Source organism: Actinacidiphila guanduensis, assembly GCF_900103985.1.
GTDB classification, from domain to species: domain Bacteria; phylum Actinomycetota; class Actinomycetes; order Streptomycetales; family Streptomycetaceae; genus Actinacidiphila; species Actinacidiphila guanduensis.
This window is the reverse complement of record NZ_FNIE01000017.1, coordinates 1-26,136: the sequence shown is the minus strand read 5'-3', so window position 1 is coordinate 26,136 and position 26,136 is coordinate 1. Positions and strand designations below refer to the sequence as shown.

General features: G+C 72.6%; 18 protein-coding genes and 1 pseudogene. 5 read left to right on the top strand and 14 right to left on the bottom strand.

Annotated elements, in window-relative coordinates; all coding sequences use genetic code 11:
* Positions 1-257: 257 nt before the first annotated feature.
* Positions 258-2,267 (bottom strand): SpoIIE family protein phosphatase, encoded by a 2,010-nt coding sequence (locus BLR33_RS29145; RefSeq protein ID WP_093787635.1) that lies wholly within the window; start codon positions 2,265-2,267, stop codon positions 258-260.
* Between the two features lie 608 nt (positions 2,268-2,875).
* Between BLR33_RS29145 and BLR33_RS29140 the strand changes: the two genes are divergently transcribed.
* A complete protein-coding gene (locus BLR33_RS29140; protein ID WP_093787634.1) occupies positions 2,876-5,665 on the top strand; it encodes a discoidin domain-containing protein in 2,790 nt (929 codons plus the stop codon).
* 200 nt (positions 5,666-5,865) lie between these two features.
* On the top strand, positions 5,866-6,429 hold the full coding sequence (locus BLR33_RS29135; protein ID WP_093787633.1) for a hypothetical protein: 564 nt from the start codon (positions 5,866-5,868) through the stop codon (positions 6,427-6,429).
* A 31-nt stretch (positions 6,430-6,460) separates the two neighbouring features.
* Here BLR33_RS29135 and BLR33_RS29130 read toward each other — a convergent pair whose 3' ends face one another.
* The 3 genes from BLR33_RS29130 to BLR33_RS29120 all read right to left on the bottom strand — a co-directional run bounded on the left by BLR33_RS29130 (position 6,461) and on the right by BLR33_RS29120 (position 9,762).
* Positions 6,461-7,660 (bottom strand): acyl-CoA dehydrogenase family protein, encoded by a 1,200-nt coding sequence (locus BLR33_RS29130; RefSeq protein ID WP_093787632.1) that lies wholly within the window; start codon positions 7,658-7,660, stop codon positions 6,461-6,463.
* A gap of 177 nt (positions 7,661-7,837) precedes the next feature.
* Positions 7,838-8,539, bottom strand: coding sequence for a response regulator transcription factor (locus BLR33_RS29125; protein WP_093787631.1), 702 nt, complete (start codon positions 8,537-8,539; stop codon positions 7,838-7,840).
* On the bottom strand, positions 8,536-9,762 hold the full coding sequence (locus tag BLR33_RS29120; RefSeq protein WP_176930579.1) for a sensor histidine kinase: 1,227 nt from the start codon (positions 9,760-9,762) through the stop codon (positions 8,536-8,538). The genes BLR33_RS29125 and BLR33_RS29120 overlap by 4 nt, the downstream gene beginning before the upstream one ends.
* Positions 9,763-9,916: 154 nt before the next feature.
* Here BLR33_RS29120 and BLR33_RS29115 point away from each other — a divergent pair, with 154 nt between their 5' ends.
* The gene (locus BLR33_RS29115) at positions 9,917-11,659 is read left to right on the top strand and encodes a multicopper oxidase family protein (RefSeq protein ID WP_245771742.1); all 1,743 of its coding nucleotides are present in this window, start codon (positions 9,917-9,919) and stop codon (positions 11,657-11,659) included.
* 149 nt (positions 11,660-11,808) lie between these two features.
* Positions 11,809-12,495, top strand: coding sequence for a GntR family transcriptional regulator (locus BLR33_RS29110; protein WP_093787629.1), 687 nt, complete (start codon positions 11,809-11,811; stop codon positions 12,493-12,495).
* A 149-nt stretch (positions 12,496-12,644) separates the two neighbouring features.
* Here the strand turns inward: BLR33_RS29110 and BLR33_RS29105 are convergent, their stop codons facing one another.
* The 10 genes from BLR33_RS29105 to BLR33_RS29060 all read right to left on the bottom strand — a co-directional run bounded on the left by BLR33_RS29105 (position 12,645) and on the right by BLR33_RS29060 (position 24,323).
* A complete protein-coding gene (locus tag BLR33_RS29105) occupies positions 12,645-14,240 on the bottom strand; it encodes an ABC transporter substrate-binding protein (RefSeq protein ID WP_218136721.1) in 1,596 nt (531 codons plus the stop codon).
* Between the two features lie 50 nt (positions 14,241-14,290).
* The gene (locus BLR33_RS29100; RefSeq protein WP_093787628.1) at positions 14,291-15,277 is read right to left on the bottom strand and encodes an ABC transporter permease; all 987 of its coding nucleotides are present in this window, start codon (positions 15,275-15,277) and stop codon (positions 14,291-14,293) included.
* Positions 15,274-16,200, bottom strand: coding sequence for an ABC transporter permease (locus BLR33_RS29095; protein ID WP_218136720.1), 927 nt, complete (start codon positions 16,198-16,200; stop codon positions 15,274-15,276). The genes BLR33_RS29100 and BLR33_RS29095 overlap by 4 nt, the downstream gene beginning before the upstream one ends.
* Positions 16,197-18,140 carry an oligopeptide/dipeptide ABC transporter ATP-binding protein gene (locus BLR33_RS29090; protein ID WP_093787626.1) on the bottom strand — a complete coding sequence of 648 codons (1,944 nt, stop codon included), beginning with the start codon at positions 18,138-18,140 and terminating at the stop codon, positions 16,197-16,199. The genes BLR33_RS29095 and BLR33_RS29090 overlap by 4 nt, the downstream gene beginning before the upstream one ends.
* Complete coding sequence (locus BLR33_RS29085; RefSeq protein WP_093787625.1) at positions 18,127-19,050, bottom strand: polysaccharide deacetylase family protein; 924 nt, start codon at positions 19,048-19,050, stop codon at positions 18,127-18,129. The genes BLR33_RS29090 and BLR33_RS29085 overlap by 14 nt, the downstream gene beginning before the upstream one ends.
* Positions 19,047-20,606 carry an amidohydrolase family protein gene (locus tag BLR33_RS29080; RefSeq protein WP_093787624.1) on the bottom strand — a complete coding sequence of 520 codons (1,560 nt, stop codon included), beginning with the start codon at positions 20,604-20,606 and terminating at the stop codon, positions 19,047-19,049. The genes BLR33_RS29085 and BLR33_RS29080 overlap by 4 nt, the downstream gene beginning before the upstream one ends.
* Positions 20,603-21,316, bottom strand: a complete 714-nt coding sequence (locus BLR33_RS29075; RefSeq protein WP_218136719.1) for an aspartate/glutamate racemase family protein — start codon at positions 21,314-21,316, stop codon at positions 20,603-20,605. The genes BLR33_RS29080 and BLR33_RS29075 overlap by 4 nt, the downstream gene beginning before the upstream one ends.
* Positions 21,313-22,191, bottom strand: coding sequence for a carbohydrate kinase family protein (locus tag BLR33_RS35385; protein ID WP_107408933.1), 879 nt, complete (start codon positions 22,189-22,191; stop codon positions 21,313-21,315). Before BLR33_RS35385 ends, BLR33_RS29075 begins: the two co-directional genes overlap by 4 nt.
* The gene (locus BLR33_RS29065) at positions 22,184-23,587 is read right to left on the bottom strand and encodes an SIS domain-containing protein (protein ID WP_093787623.1); all 1,404 of its coding nucleotides are present in this window, start codon (positions 23,585-23,587) and stop codon (positions 22,184-22,186) included. The genes BLR33_RS35385 and BLR33_RS29065 overlap by 8 nt, the downstream gene beginning before the upstream one ends.
* 253 nt (positions 23,588-23,840) lie before the next feature.
* Positions 23,841-24,323: a hypothetical protein gene (locus tag BLR33_RS29060; RefSeq protein ID WP_143031782.1), complete on the bottom strand. Its 483-nt coding sequence runs from the start codon at positions 24,321-24,323 to the stop codon at positions 23,841-23,843.
* A gap of 426 nt (positions 24,324-24,749) precedes the next feature.
* Here BLR33_RS29060 and BLR33_RS29055 point away from each other — a divergent pair.
* Positions 24,750-26,136, top strand: a pseudogene (locus tag BLR33_RS29055) (hypothetical protein); the annotation flags it as partial.

Genomic DNA, 26,136 nt, shown 5'->3' with positions numbered 1-26,136 from the left:
GGTGATGCGTCAACTTCGGCGGAAGTGTCAAGGAGGCGCCGGCACGCCGCCTAGGCACGGAAGGCCGAGGCGAAGACCGCCGGGAGGCGGGACCAAGAGGGCTTCACTGCGAAACGGGTGAGGCGGCGGCCCGTGGTCGCGGCCGTGCGGGCCGTGACGAACCACGGGGGCTTGGGGAAGAGGGCGAACTCGCCGACGGCGAAGGAGCGGGGGAAGGGACGGAAGGGGCCGCGCAGCACCGTTCCAAAGACGCGACCTTACGGTGCGAGGGGCAGCGTGCGTGCGAGCAGCAGGGCGACGTCGTCTTCGGACTGCCTTCCGGCCAGTGTGATGTCGATGACCTGGGTGCAGAGGTCTTCCAGTGTCGTCGCCGGCACGGCGAGAGCGGTGCACAGCCGGTCCAGTCCGTGATCGATGTCGGCATCGCGGGTTTCGACCAGGCCGTCGGTGTACAGCGCGATCAGGCTTCCCTCGGCCAGTTCCATCTCGACTGAACGGTAGTCACCCAGCCCGACGCCGATGGGCGTTCCAGGGGGGAGACGGACGAGTTCGACCTGCCCGTCGGGGGTGACGACGGCCGGCGGAGGGTGCCCGGCGCTGGCCATGGTGCAGCGCCGGGTCGCGGGGTCGTAGACGACGTAGACGCAGGTGGCTCCCACGCTCGGTGAGGTGAGCTCCTCCTCGGGCCGGTCCCGCGCCAGACCGACGACGAGTTCGTCGAGACGCGCGAGCACTTCCTCCGGGGGCAGGTCCAGGTTGGTCAGGGTGTTCAGCACCATGCGGAGCCGGCCCATGGTCGACGCCGCGCCGATGCCGTGGCCGACGACGTCGCCGACCATGAGGGCGACCCGGTTGCGCGACATCGGGATCGCGTCGAACCAGTCGCCGCCGACGCCTCCGTGCTTGTCCGCAGGCAGGTAGCGCGAGGCCACATCGACCGCGTCGCCGCTGTGCAGGACGTGGGGCAGCAGGTCGCGCTGCAGAGCGAGAGCCGCGATGCGCTCGCGGCTGTAGCGCCGGGCGTTGTCCAGGGACAGGGCGGTCCGCGCCGCCAGTTCCTCGGCCAGGAAGACATCCACGCTGCTGAAGGGGGCCGGGTTCCTGGACCGTAGGAAGGAGACGATGCCGAGCACCTTTCCGCGCGCTCGGAGAGGGACGATCATCAGGGAGTGCATCCCGAACTGACGGAAGATTCTTTCCCGGTCGGGGTCGTGGTCGCGCCAGGTTCCCGGGGCGGAGGTGTCTATCACCGGCTCGACGTGGGATTCTCCGGAATCCCTGACGTCGGTGTAGGGGGAGGACGGAGCAACGAGCACCGGCATGCCGCGCTGCCAGAGGGCCTCGGGAACGCCGGGGTGGATGGAGGCCATTCCGCCACGGTAGAAGGCAGGAATGCCGGCCTGCGTGGAGCTGAGGCGCTCCAACGGCTCCTGTTCCAGCATGACGAAATCGGCGAGGTCGACCGTGACGAAGTCAGCGAGGGCCGCCACGGCGGTGTCGGCCAGTTCTTGTGCGGTGCGCATGACATCGAGCGTGGTTCCGATCCGGGTGCCGGCCTCGACCAGGAGCCCCAAGCGCTGCCGCGACCAGCTCTCGCGAATGTCCTCGACCGTCAGGCACACGCCCAGCGCCCGGCCGTCGCCGTCGTCGAGACGGAAGAAGGACAGCGACAACTCGGGGTCGCCTCCAGTCGGGGGATGCATCCACACCAGATCCACACACGGTGGGCCGCCGTCGAGGATCCGCCGCATCGTGTCCTCCATGCGGTGCCCGCGCCCGGGTGGCAGCAGGTCCGGGAGCCGACTCCCCACCCGCGGACCGCCGGGCATGAAATCCATGCCCGTGAGCGCTTCGTTGTACCAGGTGCAGCGTAGATCGAGCCCCCAGAACGCCACACCGGTCGGAGCGTGCCCGAAGAGCGTCTTCAGCATCGCGGTGTCCAGGCCGGAGCGGGGACCTGCCTCGACAGGAGCAGCTTCCCACGCGAGCCAGTCCTGGTCGGTTTCGCCGGCGGAAAAGGGAGTCACGCGAAGATCCACGATCTGGCGCCCCCCGTCGCGCTGCCTGAGCGCCACCGGCCCGGACCAGCTCCCCGACGCGGTCAGCGGACCGGCAAGGGACTCGCCACCGGTCGTCAACAGCCGATCGGCCGGCCGGCCCGTCGCCTCGGCGGCGGAGTAGCCCCACAAGCGCTCGGCGGCCTGCGTCCAGCGGAGCACAGTGCCGGCATCGCTGATCAGGGCCATCAGCTCGTACGAGCCGCTCACCTGGTGCTCTCCTACAATCCCATGGAATCATCGACTGGCGGGCGGCAAATCCGCCCCAAACATTCCGCTCCCGTCAGAGTCGCACAATGTCGGGCACCACGCACAACGCCCTGCGTACCTTCCTCCATGACTCGCGGTGCGGGCAGCGGCCGGAGCGACACGAAGACCGTTGCCGGTCCGTGGTCGTGGGTGGACAGGGTGTTGCCGAAGGTCCCGCCGCCGGGACGCCATCCGGCGCTGGGCCGAGAAGGAGTTCGTCGGAGACCACACGGCGCGACACCAGGACGGAAGCGCGCCGACGGTGACACACATGTGTCGGCCCCTCCGTGTGACGCACACTGAGTCGGAGTTTTACGTCGCCACCATGGCGGCACTGGGGTGTCCTTGAATCGGATTAATGACCCGAAGTATGAGTGAAATACTCACTCTTACACCACTGTGTCCCATGCGCGTTTGTGACAACCACGCGTCGGATGGGTTGCATTCATCGCGGGATCTGTCATAGTCATCCCGATCTGCGAGGCGGCGGTGGGTCGCGTCCGCACAAACAGCCTCCGTACACACACGTTGGCCCGCCAGCCTCGACCGGTGATGTCCAGGGAGACCCCATGCATCGACGAAGATTCCCCCGTGCCCGGATATGGGCCTGGCCGGCGGCGGCCGCCCTGCTGTTCACCGGCCTCGCCGGGACCGAAGCCGTCGCCACCACCGGCGCCGGCGGGTCCGCCCCCGCGCGCGTGCTGTCCGTCGCCCCCGACGGCCACGGCAGCGCGTGCACGACCAACAGCCCATGCTCGCTGCCCACCGCGCAGAGCGAGGTGCGCGCGGCGACGGGCCGGATGAGCGGCGACATCGACGTCGTGCTGGCGGACGGGACCTACCGCCTCGACAGCACCCTGGAGTTCGACGCGCTCAAGGGCGACGGCGGCACCCACGGACACACCGTCAACTACGCGGCCGCCCCCGGCGCCCACCCCGTGCTCAGCGGTGGCGAGCGGGTCGGCGGCTGGAAGCAGGGCGCGGACGGGGTGTGGCAGGCGCGCGTGCCGGCCGGGACGAAGACCCGCCAGCTCTACGTCGACGGCGTCCGCGGGAACATCGCGTCCGAGGCGGCCCCGGGCGGGCTCACCCAGACCGCGACGGGCTACACCACGACCGACTCGACGATCGAGGACTACGGCAACGTCACCGACGTGGAGTTCGTGTACGACATCGGCTGGGTCCAGGTGCGCTGCCGCGTCGCCTCGGCCGCCGGCACGACCATCACCATGGACGAGCCCTGCTTCCAGAACTCGGTGAACCGGCAGTACCCCATCAGCACCGGCGACCTGGCTCAGATCCAGAACGCCAAGGAGCTGCTGGACGACCCGGGCGAGTGGTACCTGGACGAGCACGCGCACACCGTCTACTACCGCCCGCGCGAAGGCCAGGACATGCGGACCGCGGACGTGGAGATCCCGCGCCTGCAAACACTCGTCTCCGGCACCGGCACCCTCGCCCACCCGCTCACCGGCCTCACCCTGCGGGGCCTCACCTTCGCATACGGCGGCTGGACCGCCCCGGACGGCGACGACGGGTTCGCCGAGACCCAGGCCAACATGCGCTTCACCGGCGAGAACGCCTGGAAGTACCAGGGCACCTGCGACAAGTTCTCCACCACGGACCCCGGCACCTGCCCGTACGGCGACTGGACCATGACCCCCGGCAACGTGGTGTTCGACCACGCCACCGGCCTGACCGTCACCGGCGACACCTTCACCCACCTCGGCGCCGCGGGCCTGCAACTCGGCCAGGCCGTGACGGAAGCCGACATCACAGGCAACGTCTTCACCGACATCTCCTCCAGCGGCATGGAGATCGGCAACGGGGCCGACGCCGATCCCGCCGACCTCGCCGTGATCCCCTCCCACAACACCATCGCCGACAACTGGGTGCACAACATCGCGGTCGAGTACACCGGCGGCATCGGCATCTTCCAGGGCTACACCCGCTACGACACCATCACGCACAACCAGATCGACGACGTGCCCTACAGCGGCATCAGCTCCAACTGGGGCTGGGGCCGCGTTCCGGTCGTCAAGGCCGCGGGGAACCGAATCACCGACAACCTCGTCGAGGACGCCATGCAGCAGCGCGGCGACGGCGGCGGCATCTACGTTTTGGGCCAGGAAGGCGACTCGCTCGCCGACGGTCTGCTGATCAGCGGGAACGTCGTCCGCTACGACGCCAACTACGGCAACGGCATCTACACCGACGGCGGCAGCCAGTACGTCACGGAGACCGGCAACGCGGTCTACGGCAACGACACCGCCTCCTTCGGCGGCTGCCGCGAACCCAGCGCGCCCTACGGCGACTTCAGCTTCACCGGCAACTACTACGAGACCCTCACCCCCGGGTTCACCTGCGGCGACCCCGACAACGCCACCATCACCGGCAACACGCAGATCGGCTCCGACGGCACCGGCGTGCCCGCCTCGCTGCTCGCGAACGCCGGACTGGAACCGGCCTACGCGCACCTCGCCGCCGCCCCCGCCGGCCGCGCCCCGGTGAACCTGGCGCTGCACAAGCCCGCGCAGGCGCAGTACCTGGACGGCAGCACCGCGGCGCTGCAACCCGGCTCGCAGGCGTCCTACGCCACCGACGGGAAGCCCGACACCTCCACGCAGGCCACCGACCAGTACCTCTGGCAGCTCGTGGTGGACCTGCAGAACACGAAGTCGCTCGGCTCCGCGACCGTGACCATGCCGCAGTCGAACTTCGCGACCGCCTTCCACGTCGACGCGTCCACGAACGGCACGGACTGGACCACGGTCGGAAAGGAGACGGACACCGGCTGGGGCACCATCCCGGTCACCTTCGCCGCGCCGGTCACCGCTCGCTACCTGCGGATCGTCGCCGACCGGCCGGACCAGGGCGGCCAGCGCGGCAGCCAGATGGCGATCGCCGAGGTCGGCGCCTACGCGCCCGGGCCGGGCAACCTCGCGCTGGACGCACCGACGCAGGCCCTGTACATCGACGGCACGAAGGCCCTGCTGCAGCCCGGGTCCCAGCCCACGTACGCCGACGACGGCGACCCCGCCACCTCGACGCAGGCCACCGCGCAGTTCCGCTGGATGCAGAAACTCGACCTGGGCCGGGCCCGGTCGGTCGACGTGATCGCCCTGCTCCAGCCGGACAGCGCGTTCGCGACCCACTGGCACGTCGACGTCTCCCTCGACGGCTCGACGTTTTGGACCGTCGCCCGGCACAGCGACACCGCGGGCGGTTTGTCGGGCGTCCGGCTCGATTCCCCCGTCCGGGCCCGGTACGTCCGCATCATCGCCGACCGGCCCGACAACGGGGCCCAACTCGGCGGCCAGATGGCCCTCAGCGAGGTCCAGGTGATCGGACAGCAGTAGCCGCGGGCGTACCGCATGGACGGAAGAAGCGGATCAGGGACCGGCACGCCGTCTCCCCTCCGGTGCCCCGCCACCGGCGGGGAGACGGCGTCTTCGATCCCCCGTGGAGAGCGCCGCGGCGGATGGCCGGTGGCAGGCGGCGTCCCGGTGCCGATGCAGGATCGGCTATACAGGACGTACCGACGCCACCCGGAGGTCACGTGTCCGACCAGTCCCACTCCCGCACCCTCACCGACATGTACGTCGAGCGGATCCACGCGGATCTGGCCCGCATCGAGGGCGAGATCGCCGACGCCCGCGCCCGGCTCGAGGAACTCGACCGCGACCGGGTGTGGCTGCTGGGGCTGTTGGACCGCCTGCCGTCGAGGCCGCAGGCCGCGCAGGAAACCGCGGGTACCGAGGCGGGCGCGGGCGCAGAGGCCGCCGCTCCGGAGGCTGCCGGTTCGGAGGCCGCCGCTCCGGAAGCCGCCGCCAGGACGGCGCCCGGCGGTGAGGAGCCCGCACCCGTACGCAGGTCCGCCAAGCGGTCCGGCCGGAGCGGTCCCACACTGCGCGACCTCGTCGTCAAGCACCTGGCGGCCCTGGACGGGCCCACCACCGTGCACGAGGCGACGGTGACGGTGAACGACTCCGGCCTGGTCCGGCAGGCGAGCACGGTCGTGGTGCGCAACACGCTGGAGTCACTGGTCGCGGGCGGTATCGCCGAGCGGAGCAAGCAGGGGCGCTCGGTCTACTACACCCTCGCGCCCACCGCCCGCTCCTGAACCCGGTCCGCAACCCGGTCCTGACCCCGGCTCAGATCATCGGACTGACCTGCTCGTCCACACCCACCAGGAACTTGCCGTACACCTCGTAGCCGACCGCGGCGTTGAGCCCCGCGTGCCGGGCCGCGGTGTTCGCGTCCCGCCACCACTGCTGCAGGGGGCTGGACTCGGCGAACGCCCCGGCGCCGTGGACGTCGACCAGGATCTGCAGGGCCTCCAGGACCTGCTGGGCGGCGTAACCGTACTCCGCGCGGTACTCGGCGCGCTCGCCGTACGCCACGTCGTCGCCCCGGCCGACGGCGGCGTCGATGGCGTCGGCGACGGCGTAGGTGTGCAGCCGGGCCGTCTTGAGCTTCACGGCGGCCTCGGCGAGGCGGATCTGGACCCCCACCGAGTCGGCCTGCCGGGCGAAGAACGTGTGGTGCATGCCCTTCTTCGAGGCCTGCGCGACGACGTGGTCGAGCGCGGCACGGCCGAGCCCCAGGATCGGGCCGAGCAGCGCCAGCAGGCCCACGGGACCGGCCGGCAGCAGGTACATCACCTCGCCGGTGGGTATGGGCCACTTCCCGGCGATCACCTGCCCGAGGGAGATCGCCCGGTGCTCGGGGACGAACACATCCTCCGCGACCAGGGTGTCACTGCCGGTGCCGCGCATGCCGACGGTCTTCCAGGTGCGTTCGAGGGTGAGGTCCGAGGCCGGCGCGACGCACAGGACCGCGTCGAGCGGCTGACCGGAATCGTCGAGGAGCATCGCGCCCATCGACGCCCAAGCGGCCCCGTGGGCCCCGGAGGAGTACGCCCACCGGCCGCTGACCCGGTAGCCGCCCTCGACGCGGCGGGCGGGGGCAGGCGAACTGCCGCCCGCCACCCGCGCGTCGGGGTCGTCCCCGAAGAAGTCGTCCTGGGCCTGCTTCGAGGCCGTCCCCACCAGCCAGGCGGCCACGGCGCCCACGCCCACCAGCCAGGCCGCCGACCCGTCGGCCTCGCCGAGCGCCTCCGTCACCTCGACGAGGGTCCGCAGGTCCACCTCGTGGCCGCCGAGCCGCGCGGGCTTCATCAGACGGAACAGCCCGGCCTGCGTCAGCGCCTCCATGACCTCCGGCGCGACCCGCCGGTCGGCCTCGCCCCGGCCGGCGTGCTCGCGCAGCAGCGGCTGCAACGCCCGCGCCCTGGCGACCAGTTCCTCCCGCCCCACCGAACCGCCGACTGCCACGTCACCGGTGAAACCCATCAGACGTTCCTCTCTCTCCCGATCGGCACACGGCTCGCCGGCGGGGCCACATCAGCTCGGAAAAACGGATCGACCGCACACACAGACAACAAACAAACGTGTGTGGGGTTTGGTGGGTCAGAGGCTAGCAGGACAAACCTTGCGGGTGGGTCCGGGACACCGTGGGCCGACTGCTCGTCAGATCCGCCGGGGTGTCCCCGTGGCGCGGTGGGCGGGCTCTCCCGCGGTGACGAGGCCGGTCTCGTAGGCGATGACGACGAGCTGGGCGCGGTCGCGTGCGGTGAGTTTGGTCATGATGCGGCTGACGTGGGTCTTGACCGTCAGCGGGCTGAGGAAGAGGTCGGTGGCGATCTCGTCGTTGGACTGGCCGCGGCCGACCATGGCGAGGACTTCGCGTTCGCGGTCGGTGAGCCGGTCGATCCGGTAGCGGGTGGGGCGCGAGCCGGGGGCCGCCTTCGCGGCGATGTCGGCTATGAGCCGGCGGGTGACGCCGGGGGAGAGCAGGGCGTCGCCGCGGGCGACGATCCGCACGGCCTGGATCAGCTCCTCGGGCTCGGTGTCCTTCACCACGAAGCCGCTCGCGCCGGAGCGGATCGCCTCGTACACGTAGGTGTCGGACTCGAAGGTGGTGAGGATCAGGACGCGGACCCCGGCGAGGTCGTCGCTGGCGGCGATGCGCCGGGTGGCTTCGAGCCCGTCGACCCCCGGCATGCGGATGTCCATGAGGACCACATCCGCGCGTGCGGTGGCGGCGAGTTCGACGGCCTGTTCGCCGTCGGTGGCCTCACCGACGACGGTGATGTCGTCGGTGTGCTCCAGCAGGGCGCGGAAGCCGGCCCGGATGAGGGCCTGGTCGTCGGCGAGCAGGACGCGGATCATGCCTGGGGCTCTTTCGGTAGGACGGCGACGACTTCGAAGCCGCCGTGGTGGGAGGGCCCTGCGGTCAGGGAGCCGCCGGCCGCCGCCGCCCGCTCGCGCATGCCGATCAGCCCGTGTCCGGCGGAGGTGCGGGCGGCCTGGGGCCCGTGCCCGGTGTCGGTGACGCGCAGCCGGACATCGCGGTGGCCGTAGGTGATGGTGACGGTCGCGGTGGCGGGCCCGGCGTGCCGGACGGCGTTGGTCAGCGACTCCTGGATGATGCGGTAGGCGGCCAGGTCGACGGCGGGCGGCAGCGCGCAGGGGCGGCCTTCGGTGACGACGCCGGTCGGCAGCCCGGCCGCGGTGACCCCCGCGACCAGGGTGTCCAGGCGGGCCAGTCCCGGCTGGGGCTGGTGGGAGTCCGCGTCGTCGGCCTGGCGGAGCACGGACAGGATGGCGCGCAGCTCCCGCAGGCCGTCCTTGCTGGCGACCTTGATGGCGCGCAGGGCGTCCGCCGCCACCGGGGGCAGGTCCTCGGTGACGTAGGAGGCGACACCGGCCTGGACGTTGATGGTGGACATGGTGTGGGCGACGACGTCGTGGAGCTCGCGGGCGATCCGCAGCCGCTCGGCGTCGACGGTGCGGCGGATCTTCTCCTCCTGGGTGCGCGCGACCAGCTCGGACCGGGTCCGGACCGCCGCGAGGTAGTCACGGCGGTTGGCGCTGGCGATGCCGGCGAGCACGGCCACCGCGACCAGGGCGCCAAGGGCGATGTCCCCGCTGCCGAAGGTGTTGAAGGGGCTGGTGGCGACGATGGCTCCCAGCGCGAGGAGCGTGACGCCGCCGAGGACGACCGCCTGGCGTGCCGAGCGGGTCACGGCCACGGCGTACAGCGCGATCGGCGGGATGACCAGGGCCGCGTTGCCGACGTAGCCGAGCGCGGTGAAGGCGAGCACACCGCTCAGCGAGGCGGCCAGCACGGCCCGGGGGTGGCGCCGCCGCCAGACGAGCGCCAGACCGGCCACGGCCACCAGCAGGTAGGCCCACGCGGGGGCGGGTGTGACGACGTGCCCGTGCAGGACCCGCAGGGCCTTGCTGGAGGGATTGGACTCGCTGTAGCAGCCCCACACCGTGACACCGGTCACCACGATCGCCAGGCAGAGGTCGACACCCAGCGGCGGCAGCCGGAATCGGGAGCCGTGCGCGAGGTCTCGGGGGGCGTGCGTCATGTTCAGGGTCGCCACGGCGCCAAGGGTAAAGCGCACCGGCGGCCCACCGAGTCGGCCGAGGGAGGGTGGGGCCGTACTCCGTGGGATGTACACCGGATACACCTGGCGGAGCAGCACGAGCCTTCCGCCGGCCGACGCCCGGGGGCGGGGTCGTTGCGAGGCTGGCGGCATGAAGATCGGCACCAACCCCGCAGCCGCCGGCGCCCCGGACCGGCGACCGACCAAGGCCGCGATGAGCCGCCGCACCCTGGTCAGGTCGATCGGCGCGGTCGGCGCACTCGCCGCCCTCGCGGGCTGCACGACCTCCGACGAAGATCCCGGGCGCTCCGTGAAGGACCACACCGTCCCCGGCAACGGCGGGCACGACAACACGCACGGCAACGGTCAGCACGACGAGACCCATGACGGCAGCGGTCAGTGGAACGGCTCGGACCAGGGCGACCCGAACGGCGACATCAACACGCTCACCAGCAAGGCGCCACTGCCGGCTCGGTTCCGGGCGCCGCTGCCGATCCCCGAGCAGCTGAAGCCGGTACGGCGCACCGCCGACACCGACTACTACGAGATCGTGCAGTCCGCCGCGACCGCGGAGATCATCCCGGGCCTGCGGACCGAAATCATGGGCTACAACGGCACCTTCCCCGGCCCCACCATCACGCAGGACCCGGGCCGCCGCGTCGTCGTCACCCACCGGAACGACCTGCCGGTCCCCACCGTCGTCCACCTCCACGGCGGGACGACCGCCTACGACAGCGACGGCTACCCCACCGACTTCCTCCTCCCCGCCGAGACCTACGGCACCTTCCCCGCCATGCCCGCCATGCCGGGGATGCCCGCCATGAGCGACCCCGACGCCCTCGTCAGCAGGCTGCGGCGCGACTACACCTACCCGCCGCAGCCGCGGGCGGCGACCTTGTGGTACCACGACCACCGCATGGACTTCACCGGCGCGAGCGTCTACCGCGGCCTGGCCGGCTTCCACATCGCGCACGACGCGCAGGAGCAGGCGCTGCCCCTGCCCAAGGGCTCCCGCGACGTCCCGCTGATGATCGCCGACCGCGCCTTCGCCGCCGACGGCTCGTTCCTGTACCCGGCGCTCGACGCCACCATGCGCACGACCCCGGGCGTCGACAAGCCCTACGCCAACGGCGTCATGGGCGACGTCATCCTCGTCAACGGAGCGCCGTGGCCGGTGATGAAGGTCGACGCCGCCCGCTACCGCTTCCGGATCCTCAACGCCTCCAACGCCCGCACCTACCAGCTCGCCCTCGACGGCTCCTCCGAGGGGTTCACCCAGATCGGGACCGACCACGGACTGCTGGCGGCGCCCCTGCGGCAGGACACCCTCGTGATCGCCGCGGCCGAACGCTATGACGTGATCATCGACTTCGGCCGGCACAAGGTCGGGGACGAGATCACCCTCGTCAACCGGCTCGGATCGGGCTCCACCGCGGCCGTCATGCGCTTCGTCGTCGCCCGCGCCACCAAGGACACCAGCAGCGTGCCGGCCACCCTGTCCGGGACCACCGCAATCACGCCCAGCGGCTCGATGACCCAGCGGATCATGAAGTTCCACCGGGGCGGGCAGGGCGAATGGCTGATCAACGACCAGGCGTTCGACCCGTCGGTCTCGCTGGCCGACGTGCCTGCCGGCAGCACCGAACTCTGGACGGTCGTCTCGGACTTCCACCACCCCTTCCACATCCACAACGCCACCGTCCAGGTCGTCTCCCGCGACGGCCGGGCCCCCGGGCCGTACGACCACGGGTGGAAGGACACCGTCTTCGTCAACAAGGGCGAGAAGGTCCAGCTCGCCATCCGCTTCAGCACCCACAAGGGGCGCTACGTCTTCCACTGCCACAACCTGGAGCACGAGGACATGGGCATGATGGCCACGTTCCGCATCACCTGACCGCCCCGGCGGGCACTCCTCGTCGACGGACCCACCGATCCTTCTCGGCCGGCCGGCTGATCGATCGGTTGATCGTTCCGCTGCCCGGCGGGTGTGGGAAAGTGGGGAGTGCGCCTGCCGCGGACGGCGGCGGGAAGAGAGGTACGACGGTGGGGGCCCAGGGGCCGACGGAACGCAGGGCGGATCCGCTGTCGCGGCAGATCTACGACCGGCTGCGCGAGGGCATCATCCGGGGGCGGTACCCGCAGGGCAGCCGGCTGGCCGAGCAGCGGCTGGCCGAGGAGCTCCAGGTCTCCCGGGTGCCGCTGCGCGAGGCGGTGCCGCTGCTGGAGGTGGACGGCTTCGTCCGCACCCTGCCCCGCCGCGGTGCCGTGGTGACCAGCTGGACGGTGCGCTCCGCCCACGACCTGTTCGACCTGCGGCTGTGCCTGGAGGTCGGGGCCGCCCGGTTCGCCGCCCGGCAGATCGCCGGCGGAGCGTCCCCCGCACCGCTGCGCGCCGCGCTGGAGCGCTCCCGGCAGGGTGTCGCCACCGACGACGCCTACGTGATCGCCCAGAACAGCACCCTCTTCCACGAGGTGATCGTGGAACTGACCGGCAACGAGCTGATGCGCTCGCTGATGCGGTCGGTGTCCGGCCGGATGATGTGGCTGTTCTACCTGACCTCCCGCCTGGACCCGCTGGACGCGCTCGCCGGGCACGAGGAATTGCTGGAAGCGATCAGCTCCGGCAACGGGCGGCTCGCCGAGTCCGTCGCCTACATGCACATCGAGCGCGACCGCGCCGAGTCGATGGCCGTCCTCGTCGAGCACCGCGGCATCCAGGACACGGCCTGACCCCTGCCCGACACGGCTCGGCACGGCCCCACTCCACCTGAACCGGTCCGATCGCGGCCCGATTGCGACGGCGGCGGTGGCACGGCCCCCCGCCGCACCACCGCCGCCGTCCCGACCCGATCCGGGGCTGAACTTTCTGCTCCGCCGCGCTACTTCGCGATCCCGAGCAGGCTGAAGTTCAGCTCGTTCGCGCCCAGGTTCTGCGACTGGGGCACACCGGTCAGCCACTTCTGCGCCACGACCCAGTCCTTGTTGTACGACAGGTTCATGTAACAGCCGTTGGCCGCGTACTCCTCGGCCGCCTGCACGTACAGGTTCGTGTCGCCGCTCTTCACCGCCTGGTTGAGCGCCGTGTCCACGCTCGGCAGGTCGCACGCGAAGTAGTCGATGCCGCCGGAGGCGTCCCAGAAGACGTGGCCCCACATGTACGGGTCGCCGCCGTCCGGGCCGTTGTTGCCGTCGACGAAGGCGTCCGGGCCCTTCTTCGGCGCCTGCGGCCAGGAGAACACCGTGGCGGTGTCGTAGCCCTGCGCGGTGGCCTTGATGCCGATGGCCTGCATCTGGGCGACCAGGATCTCGGCCATGTTCTGCGCGTTGGGGTTGCCGTTGGCGTAGCCGATGGTCATGGCGGTGCCCGAGGGCAGGGTCTTGGCGTAGGCGGCCATCGCCGAGGGGTCGTAGCCGATGGACTGCTTGTCCGCGCCGCCGGGGATCATGCCCTTGGCGTACAGGGTGGTCGCCACCGAGGAGCGCTTGCCGAGCACCTGGGACACCAGCTTCTGCTGGTCCACCGACTTCAGGAACGCCAGCCTGGCCTGCTTGGTGGCGAAGAAGCTCCTGCTCGGGTTGAGCGTCAGCAGCGAGGACTGCAGCGTCGGCAGGAAGTAGTTGCGCACGTTCGGGTCGGACGCGAAGTGCCCGAGGCTGGAGGAGGGCAGCGCGGCGACGACCGCGGACACGTCGCCGCTGTCCAGCGCGAGCTGCAGCGGCGCCGCGCTGCTGTACACCGGCAGGTTCACCGTGGTGAAGGGCGACTTGGGTCCCCAGTAGCCCTTGTACTGGGTGAGGACGTACTTCGTGCCGGACACCGCGGAGGTCAGCTCGTACGGGCCGGTGCCGACGTCGTGGGTGCGCAGGTAGGTCTGGGCGTGGTCGGTGCCCGCGTGCTGCGTGAGCGCGGTGGGCGACTCCATCTTGGGGCCGAACGGCGAGGCGAGGTAGCTCAGGAAGGCCGCGTTCGGCTTGTCGAGGGTGATGACCGCGGTGTACGGGTCCGGGGTCCGCACGCTCTTGACGCCCGCGACCATGTAGGCCGCGCCGCCCTTGACGGCCAGCCGCCGCTGGAAGGACGGCTCGATCGCCGCCGAGGTGAAGGGCGTGCCGTCGTGGAAGGTCACGCCGTGCCGCAGGTGGAAGGTGTAGACGGTGTGGTTCGCGCCGACCGTCCACGACGTCGCCAGGCGGGGTGCGATCTTCACCTGGTCGGTGTCGTTCTGGTACTGCACCAGGCCCTCGTAGGCGTTGATCATGATCGCGGTGCCGTTGTTGGCGTAGTAGATGTCGGGGTCCGGTGGCTGGCCGATGTCGCCGAGCAGGCCGACGGTGAGGACGCCGTCGGTGGGCGGCTTGCCGCCCGCGCCGGCGGTGCTGCCGCCGGTGCTGCCGGAACAGGCGGCGGCGCCCAGGGCCATGGCCGTCGCCAGGGCGACGATGTGCCATGTGCGCCGGATGCGAAGTATGGACACGCTGATCTCCGTTCGGTACCCGGGGGATCCGGTGGGTCGGTGGGCGCCGGTCACACCGTGAGGCGGGGGTCGGCGACTGCCTGCAGGACATCGACGACGGCGTTGACGACGATGTAGACGCCGCCGAGCAGCAGCGTCACCCCGGCGATCGCCGGGAAGTCGGACTGGGGGATGCTCTGCGCGAGGTAGTAGCCGATGCCCGGCCAGGTGAAGACGTTCTCGACGATCACCACGCCCGCGAACATGAAGCCCAGTTGGAGGCCGGCCATCGACAACGTCGCGTCGAGCGAGTTGCGTACGACGTGCCGCCACAGCACCTGGACCTCGCGGATGCCCTTGGAGCGGGCGGTGCGCACGTAGTCGGCCCCGAAGGTGCGTTCCAGGCCGGCCCGCAGGATGCGGCCGATGCTGATCGCCGGGGCGACGGCCAGCGCCAAGCCGGGCAGCAGCAGGTGCCGCAGCCCGTCGGTGAAGGCGCCGGTGTCGCCGTGCAGCAGGCTGTCGAGGAGCACGAACCCGGTGGGGGAGCTGGTGTCCACGCCCCGCCCCGCCTCCGGCAGCCAGTGCAGGTGGCCGTAGAAGAGCACGATGCCGCCGAGGCCGAGCAGGAAGGCCGGCGCCGTCCCGGCCAGCAGCAGTACGCCCCGGTACAGGCCCGTGCCGGGCCAGCGCAGCGCGCCCGACAGGGCGAACAGCAGGGCCAGCAGCAGCGCCAGGACGAAGGAGAACAGGACGAGTTCGGCGGTCGCGGGCAGGAACTGGCCCAGGTCGGTGGTGACCGGGCGGTGGGTGCGCAGCGAGATGCCGAGGTCGCCGTGGAGGGCGTGCCACAGGTAGCGCACGTACCGCTGCGGCCACGGCCGGTCCAGGCCCAGCCGGTGGTGGGCCGCGGCCACCGCGGCGGGCGAGGCGTTGCCGCCGACGTAGGCGCGGGCCGGGTCGCCGGGGGAGATCTGCTGGAGCACGAAGACCAGCGCGGACAGCACGACCAGCAGAACGGCGGCGGCACCGGTGCGCCACAGGACGAAGCGGATCATCGGTCGCCTTCCAGGAGGTTGCGCAGCGCGTCCCCGCCGAGGTTGGCGATCAGGCTGAGCAGCATGACCGTCAGCGCCGGGATGATCGGGATCCACCACTGTCCGAGCAGCAGGTAGAGCGAGTTCTGCACGTCGGCGCCCAGTTCGGGGGCCGGCGCCGACTGGCCGAGGCCGAGGAACGACAGGCCGGCGAGCAGCACCACGACGTTGCCGATGTCCAGGCTCGCGGTGACGAGCGCGGTCGGTACGACACCGGGCAGGATGTGCCGGCCGATCAGCCGCAGCCGGCCGGCCCCGGCGAGCCGGGCCGCCTCGACGTGCGGCCGGCTCGCCAGGCCGCGCACCTCGGCGCGGATGATCCGCGCGTAGTAGGGCCACCACACGACCGAGACGCCGATCAGGGTGTGCAGGAGGCCGGGGCCGAGGGCGGCGTTGACCGCGATCGCCACCAGCGCGCCGGGCAGCGCAAGGAACAGGTCGGTGAACCGCATCAGCAGCGCGTCCACCCAGCCGCCGAACGCCCCGGCCACCACCCCGAGCAGGCCGCCGGCGAGCAGCCCCACCGCGACGACGGCCAGCGCCGAGAACCAGCTGGCGCGCAGGCCGATCAGGGTGCGGCTGAGCAGGTCCCGGCCCAGGTTGTCGGTGCCGAGCAGGTGGTGCGCGGACAGCGGCGGCAGGTTGAGGTCGCCGACCGGCTGGATGGGGTTGTCCGGGGCCAGCACGGGGGCGAGCAGCGCGACCAGCGTGGTGAGCACCAGCAGAGCGACCAGCACCCGGCTGACGTTCCGGCCGGCGGGCCGCAGCCGCTCACCGACCGGCAGCGCGAACCGGCGGCGGGGCACGGCGGAAAGGGGCGCACCGGCGGTGTCGACGGCGCCTGCGGCACCGGTCATCCCGGTTGTCCGGGTCGTTCCGCTCATCGCGCGGCCTCCGGACGGTCGGCGGGGCCGGTCGCCGGGCGAGCGGCAGGGACGTCGATACGGGGGACCGCGTCGAGCAGGGCGCGGGTGCGCGGGTCGGCCGGGGCGGTGACGATGTCGTGCGCGTCGCCCTGCTCCACGAGCCGCCCCTGCGCCATCACGGCGATCCGGTCGCCCATCAGCCGTGCCACCGCGAGGTCGTGGGTGACGAACACCACCGTCATGGCCAGTTCGCGCCGCATCTCGCGGATCAGGTTGAGCACGCTCGCCGCGAGCGAGGCGTCCAGCGCGCTGGTCGGCTCGTCGCACAGCAACACGGTCGGCGGCACGACGACCGCCCGGGCCAGGGCGACGCGCTGGCGCTGCCCGCCGGACAGCTCACCCGGCCGCACCTTCAGCACCGAGGCCGGCAGGCCCATCGCGGCCAGCACCTCCTCGGTCCGCCGGGCGGCCTCGGCCGGCGGGACCTTCGCGGCCCGCAGCCGCTCGCGCAGCAGGGCGCCGACGGTGAGCCACGGCGTCAGCGACGACCCGGCGTCCTGGAAGACCATCTGCGCGGTCCCGCGCAGCACGACGGTGCCGGCGGTCGGCCGGGTCAGCCCGGCGATCACCCGCAGCAGCGTGGACTTGCCCGAGCCGCTCTCGCCCACGATCGACAGCGCCTCCCCGGCGCGGACGTCGAGGTCCACGCCTTGCAGGGCGTCCACGGTGTGCCGCGGCTCGAACCCGGACCGGCTGTGGAACCGGCAGCCCAGAGCGCGCACTTCGACGGCGAGGTCCGCCGCGGGCTTCCCGGAGCCGCCGGGTGACGGGTGGACGGCGCCGAGCGGCCCGGCGTGCGCCGCCAGGCCCTCGGCGGGGACGACGGCCCGGTGGATGTCGCGCACCGCCGTGCTGTCGCGCCAGCAGGCCCGCAGCACACCGGTGCCCTCCACGGGCGTCGCCGGTGGCTGCTGGCTCGCGCAGCGGTCGAGGACCAGAGGGCAGCGGGTGTGGTAGGCGCAGCCCCGCAGGCGTTCGGCGACCGGAACGCCGTCGGCCGGCAGGGTGGGCAGCGCGCCCGTACGCGGGGTGGACAGCGACAGGCGGGAGCCGAGCAGGCCCGCGGTGTAGGGGTGGGTCGGGTGGTGCAGCAGCTGCGCGGAGGGGCCGATCTCCGCGACGCGGCCCTGGTACAGCACGGCGATCCGGTCGGTGATCTGCGCGGCCACCGCCAGGTCGTGGGTGATGAACAGCACGCTGCACCCGAACTCGCGGCGCAGGTCGGCCAGCAGCGCCAGCAGTTGCGCCTGCACGGTGACGTCCAGCGCGGTCGTCGGCTCGTCCGCCACGATCAGGCGCGGCCGGCCGGTCAGCGCGATCGCCGCCATCACGCGCTGCCGCAGCCCGCCGGACAGCTCGTGCGGGAACGCCCGCATCCGCCGGGCGGGTTCGGGCACGCGCACCGCGCCCAGCAGGGTCACGGCCTCGCCGCTGTCGCCGGTGACCTCGGTGATCTGCCGGCCGATCCGCATCGTCGGGTTCAGCGAGGTCATCGGGTCCTGGAAGATCACCCCGAGCCGGGAGCGGCGTACGGCCCGCAGCTGCGCGGGCGTCCCGTGCAGCATGTCGGTGCCCGCGGCGTGCACGCTGCCGGTGATCACGGGCCGGGCGGAGCGCGGCAGCAGCCCCAGCATCGTCATGGCGAGCACGCTCTTGCCCGAGCCGGACTCCCCGACGAGTCCGACGATCTCGCCCGGCGCGATGTCCAGGTCCACACCCCGCAGCACCGGCGAGCGCACCCCCTGCCGCTGCAGCGAGACACTGAGGCCGCGCACCGAGGCCACCGGCCCCGCGGTACCCGCGGCAGGCGCGGTGGCGGACCCGGAGCGGGAGGCGGCCCCGGGCTCGGGTCCCGGTGCCCGGGCGGTGCCGGGCGTCGGCAGGTCATGGGCGGACATGGCTGGCCTCCTGCTCTTCGGTGGTGCCGTCGGCGTCGGGCGCGGGCGGCGAGGCCGACGCGAACGCGCGGTGGATGTGCCGTGGCTGGGTGAACCACACGTCGTCGGCGTGCGCGGCCAGATGCGCCAGCGCCCTGCCGAGCTGCCGCAGCCGGAACGGCGCGCCGGAGATGTACGAGTGCACGACGACGCTCATCACCAGCGGCTGGTCCTCGGCCGCCGCGCGCAGCTCGTCGAACTCGTCGACGATCATGTCGGCGAACTCCGCGGCCGACGCCTGCCGGCCGACGATGGTGCTGCTGTCGTTGAGTTCCAGCGCATAGGGGATGGCCAGCACCGGGCCGCCCGAGGAGGCCAGCCACACCGGCTGGTCGTCCGGGCGCAGGTCGAGCAGGTAGCGGTAGCCGGTCTCGGCGAGCAGGTCGACGGTCCGCGGCGTGTGCGTCAGCCACGGGCTGGACCAGCCGCCGGGCGCCGCGCCCTCCTCGGCCCGCACACGCGCCGCCACCGCCTGCAAGTACGCGCGTTCGGCGGGCTCGGTCATGTCGGCCAGCGAGTCGGAGTTGGTTACGCCGTGCCCGATGATCTCGGCGCCCGCCGCGCGGGCCGCGTCCGTGACGGCCGGCGCGGTGTCGTAGACCATCGTGTTGAGCAGCACCGTGGGCGGCAGGCCCAGGCCGGTGAGCCGGTCCAGCAGCCGGAACACCCCGACCCGGTTGCCGTAGTCGCGCCAGGACCGGTTGACCAGGTCCGGGTGCGGCACGCCGGGCAGCAGGTCCTCCACGTGCCCGCTGCCGAAGCGGTACTCCTCGACGCCGACGGCCACGTAGACCGCCAGCCGGCGCCGGCCGGGCCAGTGCCCCGGCGGGCGCACGCCGATCGGCGTGTACGGGTAGCGGTCCGCGGTCATGCGCGGCCCCCCGCCCAGCGGTTCATGCCCACATCGCGCCCCGCGGCCCGCCGCACGACCTCCTCGTACGCCGGCCGGAACCGGTCGGCCGCGGTGTGCGCCGCCCGCAGTGCCGGGCGCCGGGCGGCGAACAGCTCACGCGCCTCGGCCAGCAGCGCGGCCTCGTCCACGCTGGTCACCCGGCCGCCCTCGGCCACGACCCGCCCGTCGACCATCGTCAGCACGACGCTGCCGCCGGACTCGCAGTAGACGAGCTGCCCGCGGACGTCGTTGAGCGGGGTGAACGCCGGGGCGTGCAGGTCGACCAGCACCAGGTCCGCCAGCCTGCCCGGCGCGACCGCGCCCAGCTCCCCGGCCAGGCCCATCGCCCGGGCGCCGCCCGCCCACAGGCAGTCGAGCACCTCGGCGGCCGAGGGCCACAGGTCGCTGTCCAGGCCGCTGACGTTGTGCACCAGGCCCGCCGCGCGCACCACGCTCCACATGTCGACGGCGTCGTTGCAGATGGCCTCGTCCACACCCAGGCCGATCGGGATGCCGCGGCGGCGGATCTCCCGGAAGGGCATGATCCCGCTGCCCAGCCGCAGGTTGCTGACGGGGTTGTGCACGACGGTGGCACCGGCCGCGGCGATCAGGTCCAGGTCGTCACCGTCGACCCACACGGCGTGGATGACGTTGGTGCGCTCCCGCAGCAGGCCCAGGTCGGCGGTGTAGCGGACCAGGGACCGGCCCGCGAACCGCGGCTGCTCGTCGGCCAGGACACGCTGCACCTTGGTCTCCAGCATGTGCGCGAACACCGGCACGTCGTACTGCTCGGCCAGGTCGGCCAGCGCCGTGAAGTACAAGGTGCCGACCCGCTGCGGCGCGGACACCGACACCGCGCCGCGCAGCCGCCCGCCGGCCGCGCCGTGCCAGGTGCCGAAGAGGTGGGCGTAGCGGTCCAGCAGGTCGGCCCGGCCCATCGGCGCGGGGCGGCGGATCAGCTCGCCCAACTCCGGGTCGCCGCCGGCGATGTCCGCGAGGAAGGGCAGCTTCTCGGCCTCCGGGAGCTCCGGCTGGTCCAGGGCGACGGTGGCGCGGATGCCCGCGTCGGCGTAGGCGGACATGATCGCGTCGATCACGTCGGGCTCGGGGGCGGGCATGACGAACGCGTCGTCCTGCACCGAGGTGGTGCCGCCGCGCAGCATCTCCAGCGCCGCCAGCATCGTGCGCAGGTACGCCTCGCGCGGTGAGGGCCGCAGCGCCTCGTCGGCCGGCGACTCGTAGAGCATGAACACCTCCAGCGGCCGGCTGGGCAGCATCCCCTTGAGGTGGTTGGCCGGCGAGTGGAAGTGCGCGTTGACCAGGCCGGGCGCGAGCAGGTGGTGGCCGTGGCCGGGGACGGTCCGGGTGCCCTCGGGCGCGCCGGCGGCGAGTCCGGGGCCGACGGCGGTGATCCGCTGCCCGGTGATCAGCACGTCGGTGGGTCCGGTCACCCCGGTGGGCGCGTCGGCGTCGTACACCAGCACGTCGGTGAAGAGCACCGCCGGGTCCTGGGCGGGAGGTTGGGGGCGGGTCATGCGGTCGGCTCCATGCGTTCGGGCGCGGCGTAGGTGCCCGCGCGTGAGGTGGCGACGCCCTGGGCCAGCAGACCGTCGACCATGGCCGCGGCCGCGGCGACGCCTTCGACGACCGGCACGCCGAGGCGCTGCTGGAGCGGCTCCACGAGGTCGGCCAGGCCCGCGCAGCCCAGCACGAGGGCTTCGGCGCCGTCGTCGGCGATCGCCCGGGCCGCCTCGGCGGCCACGGCGTCGAGTTCGTGCAGCGCGCCCCCGGCGATCTCCGCCACCGGCACGTCGATCGCCCGTACGGTGCAGCGGTGGGCCAGTCCCGTCTCGCGCAGCACCCGGTGGGACATCTCGCTGGTGCGGCGCGGCAGCGTGACGACCGCGAACCGGGCGGCGACCAGCGCCGCGGTGAACAGGGCCGCCTCGGTCATGCCGACGACGGGGCCGCGGGCCATTTCCCTGGCGGCCTGCACACCGGTGTCGCCGAAACAGGCGACCACATAGCCGTCCACGCCCGCCTGCTCGCCGGCGCGGACCTGCTCCAGCACGCCGACCGCGCCCCACACCTCGTCGGTGTGGCTCTCCACGGAGGGCACGCCCGCGCCGGGGGTGCCCCCGACCAGCGTCGTGCCCGGCGGTACGGCCGAGCGCGCCGCGGCCACGACGGCGTCGGTCATGGCGCGGGTGGTGTTGGGGTTGACGACCATGATCGTGCGGCTCATGCGCGCACCTCCGCGGCGACGGCGTCCAGCAGCGGGACGACCCCGGGGCCGCGCACCGCGAGGGCCGCGACGCGTACGGCGGCGCGGGCGGCGGCGACCGCGTCGCCGGTCGCCAGGTGCACGGCGGCGAACGCGCCGCAGAAGGCGTCCCCGGCGCCGGTCGGGTCGACCGGCTCGACGGTCTCGGCGGCCACCTCGGTGACGGCGCCGTCCTCCACCACGAGGCAGCCGCGCTCGGCCAGCTTCACCACGACCACGCGCGGGCCGAGACCGGCGAAGTGCCGTGCGGCGGCGACGGGGTCCTTCGTGCCGGCCAGGTGGGTGGCCTCCGCCTCGCTCGGCAGGAAGGCGTCGCAGTGGCCGGCGAGTGCGAGCAGTTCGGCCTCATGGCCTGCGAGGTAGTCCTCCTGCAGGTCCTGGTAGATGGTCGCGCTGCTGTGGCGGCGCAGCCACGGGGTGAGCGCGAGCTGGGCGTCCAGGCTCATCGCCAGCACGAGCAGGCCGCGCGCGGCCAGGACGGCGGGCGGGACGTCGGCGGGGTGCACCGACATGCGCTCGAAGTGCTCCTCGCCGCGGACGAGGTGCCAGGTGCGGCCGCCGTCGGCGGCGTAGCGGACCACGTTGCGCACGGTGGCCAGGTCGCGCCGCGGCTGGTCGAGGGACAGGCCCGCGGCGTCCAGCCGGGCGGCGAGGGGCGCGGGCAGATCGGTGCCGATCGGTGCGAGCCAGCCGGCGCGGCCGCCGGCCAGGCGCGCGGCCAGGGCTGCGAACACCGCGTCGCCGCCGAGAGCTTCGGTGCGGGTGCCGTCCGGCTGCACGGACTCGTCGACGGTGAGGTTGCCGATGCAGAAGAGGTCGGGGGAGGAGTCAGCCACGGCGGGCCCCGGGGGTGGTGGCGCCGGAACCGTTGGGTGTGGGGGCGGTGGCGGGCGCGGCGGTCCCGGCGTCGGCGGGCGGCGTGGTCCCGGTAGGCGCGCCGGGCGTGGCGGCGCTGTCGAGCGCGGCCGGCCCGGCGGCCCTGACGGTCCCGGCGGTACCGGCGTCCCCGGGGAACCCGGCGGAGCGGGCGGGCGCGGCCCCGTCCGGCCCGGCGGGCGAGGTCGCCCCGGCGGAGCCTTCCCGGTCGGCGGCCGCGAACTTCTGCGTGGCGAGGTGGTAGCCGACCAGTTGGGCCGGCAGGAAGTACAGCAGCGGGCTGAGCGCGTCGGTGACCGCGGGCAGGTGCAGGACGCCGCGCGCGATGCCGTCGTACGCGGTCTCGCCCTCGGTGGTGACGGCGTAGACGTGCCCGCCGAGGCGGTGTGCCTCGTGGACGGTGTCCACCCCGCGGGCCGTCGCCCGCCCGGAGGGCACGAGCAGCCACAGCGGCTCGCCCGCCTTCTGCGAGTTGTAGTGGTGGAACTCCTCCAGCTGGACGGCGAGTGCGTGGTCCGGGGTGCACTCCTTGACCTTGGCGGCGCCCACGACGGCCGACGCGTGGTTGGGCCCGCCGCCGGCGAACAGGTACATCCGGCCATCGCGTTCGGCCGCCGCCTGCTCGGCGATCACCGGGTCGGCCCGCGCGATCGTCTCGGCCATCAGGTCGGGCACGGTGTCCAGCTCGGCGAGCAGGGCCGCGGCCTCGGGCACCCCGCGGGCGGCGCCGACCAGCCCGGCCAGCCGCAGCAGCAGCGCCAGCGGCGCGGTGGAGGACTGCGTCGGCCAGCCCACGCGGGTCGCGTCCACCGGCAGCGTCGCCGTCGCCTCGGCGGCCAGCGTCGATTGCGGCTTGTTGGTGAGCGCCAGCGTCATCGCGCCGGCGGCCTGGGCCACGAGGAGGGCCTGCACGGTGCGGGTGGTCTCCCCGGAACTGGAGAGCGCGACGACCAGCGAGCGCGGTGTGACGTCGTGGGCGTGGTAATAGGCCAGTTCCAGGCTCTGCATGGGCTCGCAGGGCACGCCGAGCATCGACTCCAGGGCGAGCCGGGCCGCGCTCATGACGGCCAGCGAGTCCCCGGCGCCGACGAGCAGCACGCGGTCCGGGTCGTGCCGGCGGATGCGCTCGGCGGCCTCGGCAAGCGCGGCTTCGTCGGCGGCCCAGTTGCGCCGCACCACGTCGGGCTGGGCCAGCAGCTCGGGCCACGTCGCCTCGGTCCGGAACCGGCGGGCCGGGTCGAGCGGGTCGTCACCCGGCAGGGCGGCAGCGGCGGCGCGCTCGGCCGCGTCCAGGCGGGCGACGAGGGCACGAGCACGCTCGTCCAGCCCGCCCCGGCCTCTCACATCGTGGGTCATAGCCGCGAACGGTATACAGCGCGCGTTTCAAACATGTGACAAGTCGGTTTTTCCTCGGCATGATCTCAGCCGACACGGCAAACGGTATTCAATGTGGCCCTCCGTGCCGGCTGCACACCCACCGCCCGACAGGTGTCACCGCCCGTGCCCGACCGCCTCGGTGGGACGGCCCGTCGCGGGTGGATCGCCAGGGGCCGGACCCGCGCTGTGCCGCACTGCTTCCGCGGCTCCGCGAGCCCGGGCTGACGGTCAGTCAGCGCCCGGCTGGCAGGACGGCGAGGACATCGGGCGGGATCCCCAGCCGGCTCAACCGGAGCCGGAGTGCCGCCTCCTGCGCCTGCGATACCTCGACCCACAGAGCCGTTCCCGTATCGCTGGCGCTGAAGACCCGCCGCCCGTCGCGCGAGCCTTCGGTGTGGATCGTGTAGGGAGCCAGGTCCGACAGCACCTGGAACTGGTCGTCGTCCCTGACGTCGACGTCGATGCCCATCCCGGGGTCGGCGCGCCTGGAGCGTTCGCCGCGCGCGACCTCCTCGCGCGCCAGCAGCAGGGCGCGCTCGTACGAGGGCAGGACCTCGGGCGGCCAGAAGTCACCGCTGTAGGCGTCGATGTGGGCCGCGTCGATGTCCGGACGCAGCACGTCAAGCGCGGCGCGGTGGACGCGCACAACGTCCGCCGGGCGGAGTCCCGGCATGAGCACGAGTTCGCGGACACCGAGGCCGCCCTGACTGGTCACACGCGGGAGCGTAGGCGCGTAAGGGCCGGCAGGCCCGGCCGGGAGGGGGTTACCCCTGGTCAGGGGTGTCCGTCGGCCATGTGGCGTTCGCCACTGCCCCGTGGTGTTTGTTTGCCGGTGCTTGACGGAGGGCGGGCCTTGTGCGGCGGTTTGCCCGACTGGCCGGGCGGATGGTCTGCCGGAACCTTTGCCCTCTCCTGGAGGAGTCCTGGCTCCTACCCCCTATCGGTGAAATCGGCTCCTCTGCCTGGCTTACCCGGGTGTCGAGGATGTGTGAAGATTCCTCGGTTTTCTGAGCTGTGGATCTTCTACGGCTCAGCTGTGCGAGGAGGGGTCGTGTTCGGAGGGTGGGGGGCTCGGCGCGGTGCGCCCGGGGGCCCGTTCGGAGGGTTGCCGGCGCCGGCGTGGTTGCGGCGGGTGGCGTATGTGGCAGTGATGGCACTGGCTGTTGAGGCGGTGACCGTCGCGGGGGATGGCGGGGTGGCGCTTGCCGCCTCGGTGCCGAGGGCCGCGGAGCGGTCGCAGGTCGAGCCGGTCGACGCGGCGGGCACGTCGGGGCCCGCGCAGGCATCCGACGAGGCGTCGGGGCTGCTGATGGCGCGGTTGCAGGATCGTGCGGTCGAGGTGCTGGACGATCGGACGGACGCGTCGCAGACGTTCGCCGAGCCGGACGGTTCGCTGTCCTACAGCGTGTCGGCGTTGCCGGTGCGGGTGAAGCGGGGCGGTTCGTGGGTGCCGGTGGACCCGACGCTGCAGCGGTCTGCGGACGGCAGCGTCGGCCCGGCGGTGACGGAGTCCGCGCTGACCTTGTCGGGGGGCGGGGACACGCGGCTGGCGACGATGACGGTGGACGGCAAGGCGTTGACGCTGTCCTGGCCGTCGGTGCTGCCGACGCCGACCCTGTCGGGCGCGACCGCCACGTACCCCGATGTCCTCGCCTCCGGTGTGGACTTGGACGTGACGGCCACGGCCGCCGGGGGGATCGACGAGACGCTGGTCGTCAAGAACGCGACGGCGGCGGCCGATCCGGCGTTGCAGTCGCTGGAGTTGACCCTTTCGGCCTCGTCGGGGCTCACGGTCTCCACGGACGCGGCCGGCAACACCACCGTGACGGACTCCTCGGGCCGGGCGGTGATCACCTCGCCTGCGCCGGTGATGTGGGATTCCAGTGATGACCCCGCCGCTACGGCACCGACCACGACGACTACGGCCTCGGACGCTGCCTTCACGGCGCGGGCCGCTTCATCCAAGGCCGGGAAAGCTGCGTCCAGCGCGCACGGGCCGGGTCTTTTCGCCCATCAGGCGCGGGTGAAGGAGTCGTTGCACGGCGGCCGGCTGCTGCTCGTCCCGGATCAGGGGCTGTTGACGGGCAAGGGGACGCATTTCCCGGTGTTCATCGACCCGACGTTCGTGACGCATTCGGCGTCCGGTTCGACGCTGCACTTCGACGAGGTGCAGCAGGCGTTCGCGTCGACGTCGAACTGGGATGCCGCGCAGAGCGGCGGCCTGGCGGTGGGCTACCAGGGCTTCAGCTCGCCGACAGGTGTCGAGCGGACGTACTACAACCTGAGCGTGCCGTCGTCGATCTACGGCGCGCACATCCTGTCTGCGAAGTTCAACACCAAGGTCAGCCAGGCGGCGTCGAGCGGGCCGAACTCCACGACGGTGAACGTGTTCTCGACGGGTTCCATCAGTTCCTCGACGACGTGGAACAACCAGCCGGCCAAGAGCCAGAGCGGTGCGAACCCGAACTACCCGAATCCGAACGCGTCGGCGACGTTCACCACGACCAGCAGCAGCCCGAACCTGCCGG

What these genes read in the sequence shown, in the direction of transcription:
- BLR33_RS29140 (WP_093787634.1), top strand. Translation starts at nt 2,876, where the DNA reads ATGCATCGACGAAGATTCCCCCGTGCCCGGATATGGGCCTGGCCGGCG.
- BLR33_RS29130 (WP_093787632.1), bottom strand. Translation starts at nt 7,660, where the DNA reads ATGGGTTTCACCGGTGACGTGGCAGTCGGCGGTTCGGTGGGGCGGGAG.
- BLR33_RS29125 (WP_093787631.1), bottom strand. Translation starts at nt 8,539, where the DNA reads ATGATCCGCGTCCTGCTCGCCGACGACCAGGCCCTCATCCGGGCCGGC.
- BLR33_RS29115 (WP_245771742.1), top strand. Translation starts at nt 9,917, where the DNA reads ATGAAGATCGGCACCAACCCCGCAGCCGCCGGCGCCCCGGACCGGCGA.
- BLR33_RS29100 (WP_093787628.1), bottom strand. Translation starts at nt 15,277, where the DNA reads ATGATCCGCTTCGTCCTGTGGCGCACCGGTGCCGCCGCCGTTCTGCTG.
- BLR33_RS29095 (WP_218136720.1), bottom strand. Translation starts at nt 16,200, where the DNA reads ATGAGCGGAACGACCCGGACAACCGGGATGACCGGTGCCGCAGGCGCC.
- BLR33_RS29090 (WP_093787626.1), bottom strand. Translation starts at nt 18,140, where the DNA reads ATGTCCGCCCATGACCTGCCGACGCCCGGCACCGCCCGGGCACCGGGA.
- BLR33_RS29085 (WP_093787625.1), bottom strand. Translation starts at nt 19,050, where the DNA reads ATGACCGCGGACCGCTACCCGTACACGCCGATCGGCGTGCGCCCGCCG.
- BLR33_RS29080 (WP_093787624.1), bottom strand. Translation starts at nt 20,606, where the DNA reads ATGACCCGCCCCCAACCTCCCGCCCAGGACCCGGCGGTGCTCTTCACC.
- BLR33_RS29075 (WP_218136719.1), bottom strand. Translation starts at nt 21,316, where the DNA reads ATGAGCCGCACGATCATGGTCGTCAACCCCAACACCACCCGCGCCATG.
- BLR33_RS29065 (WP_093787623.1), bottom strand. Translation starts at nt 23,587, where the DNA reads ATGACCCACGATGTGAGAGGCCGGGGCGGGCTGGACGAGCGTGCTCGT.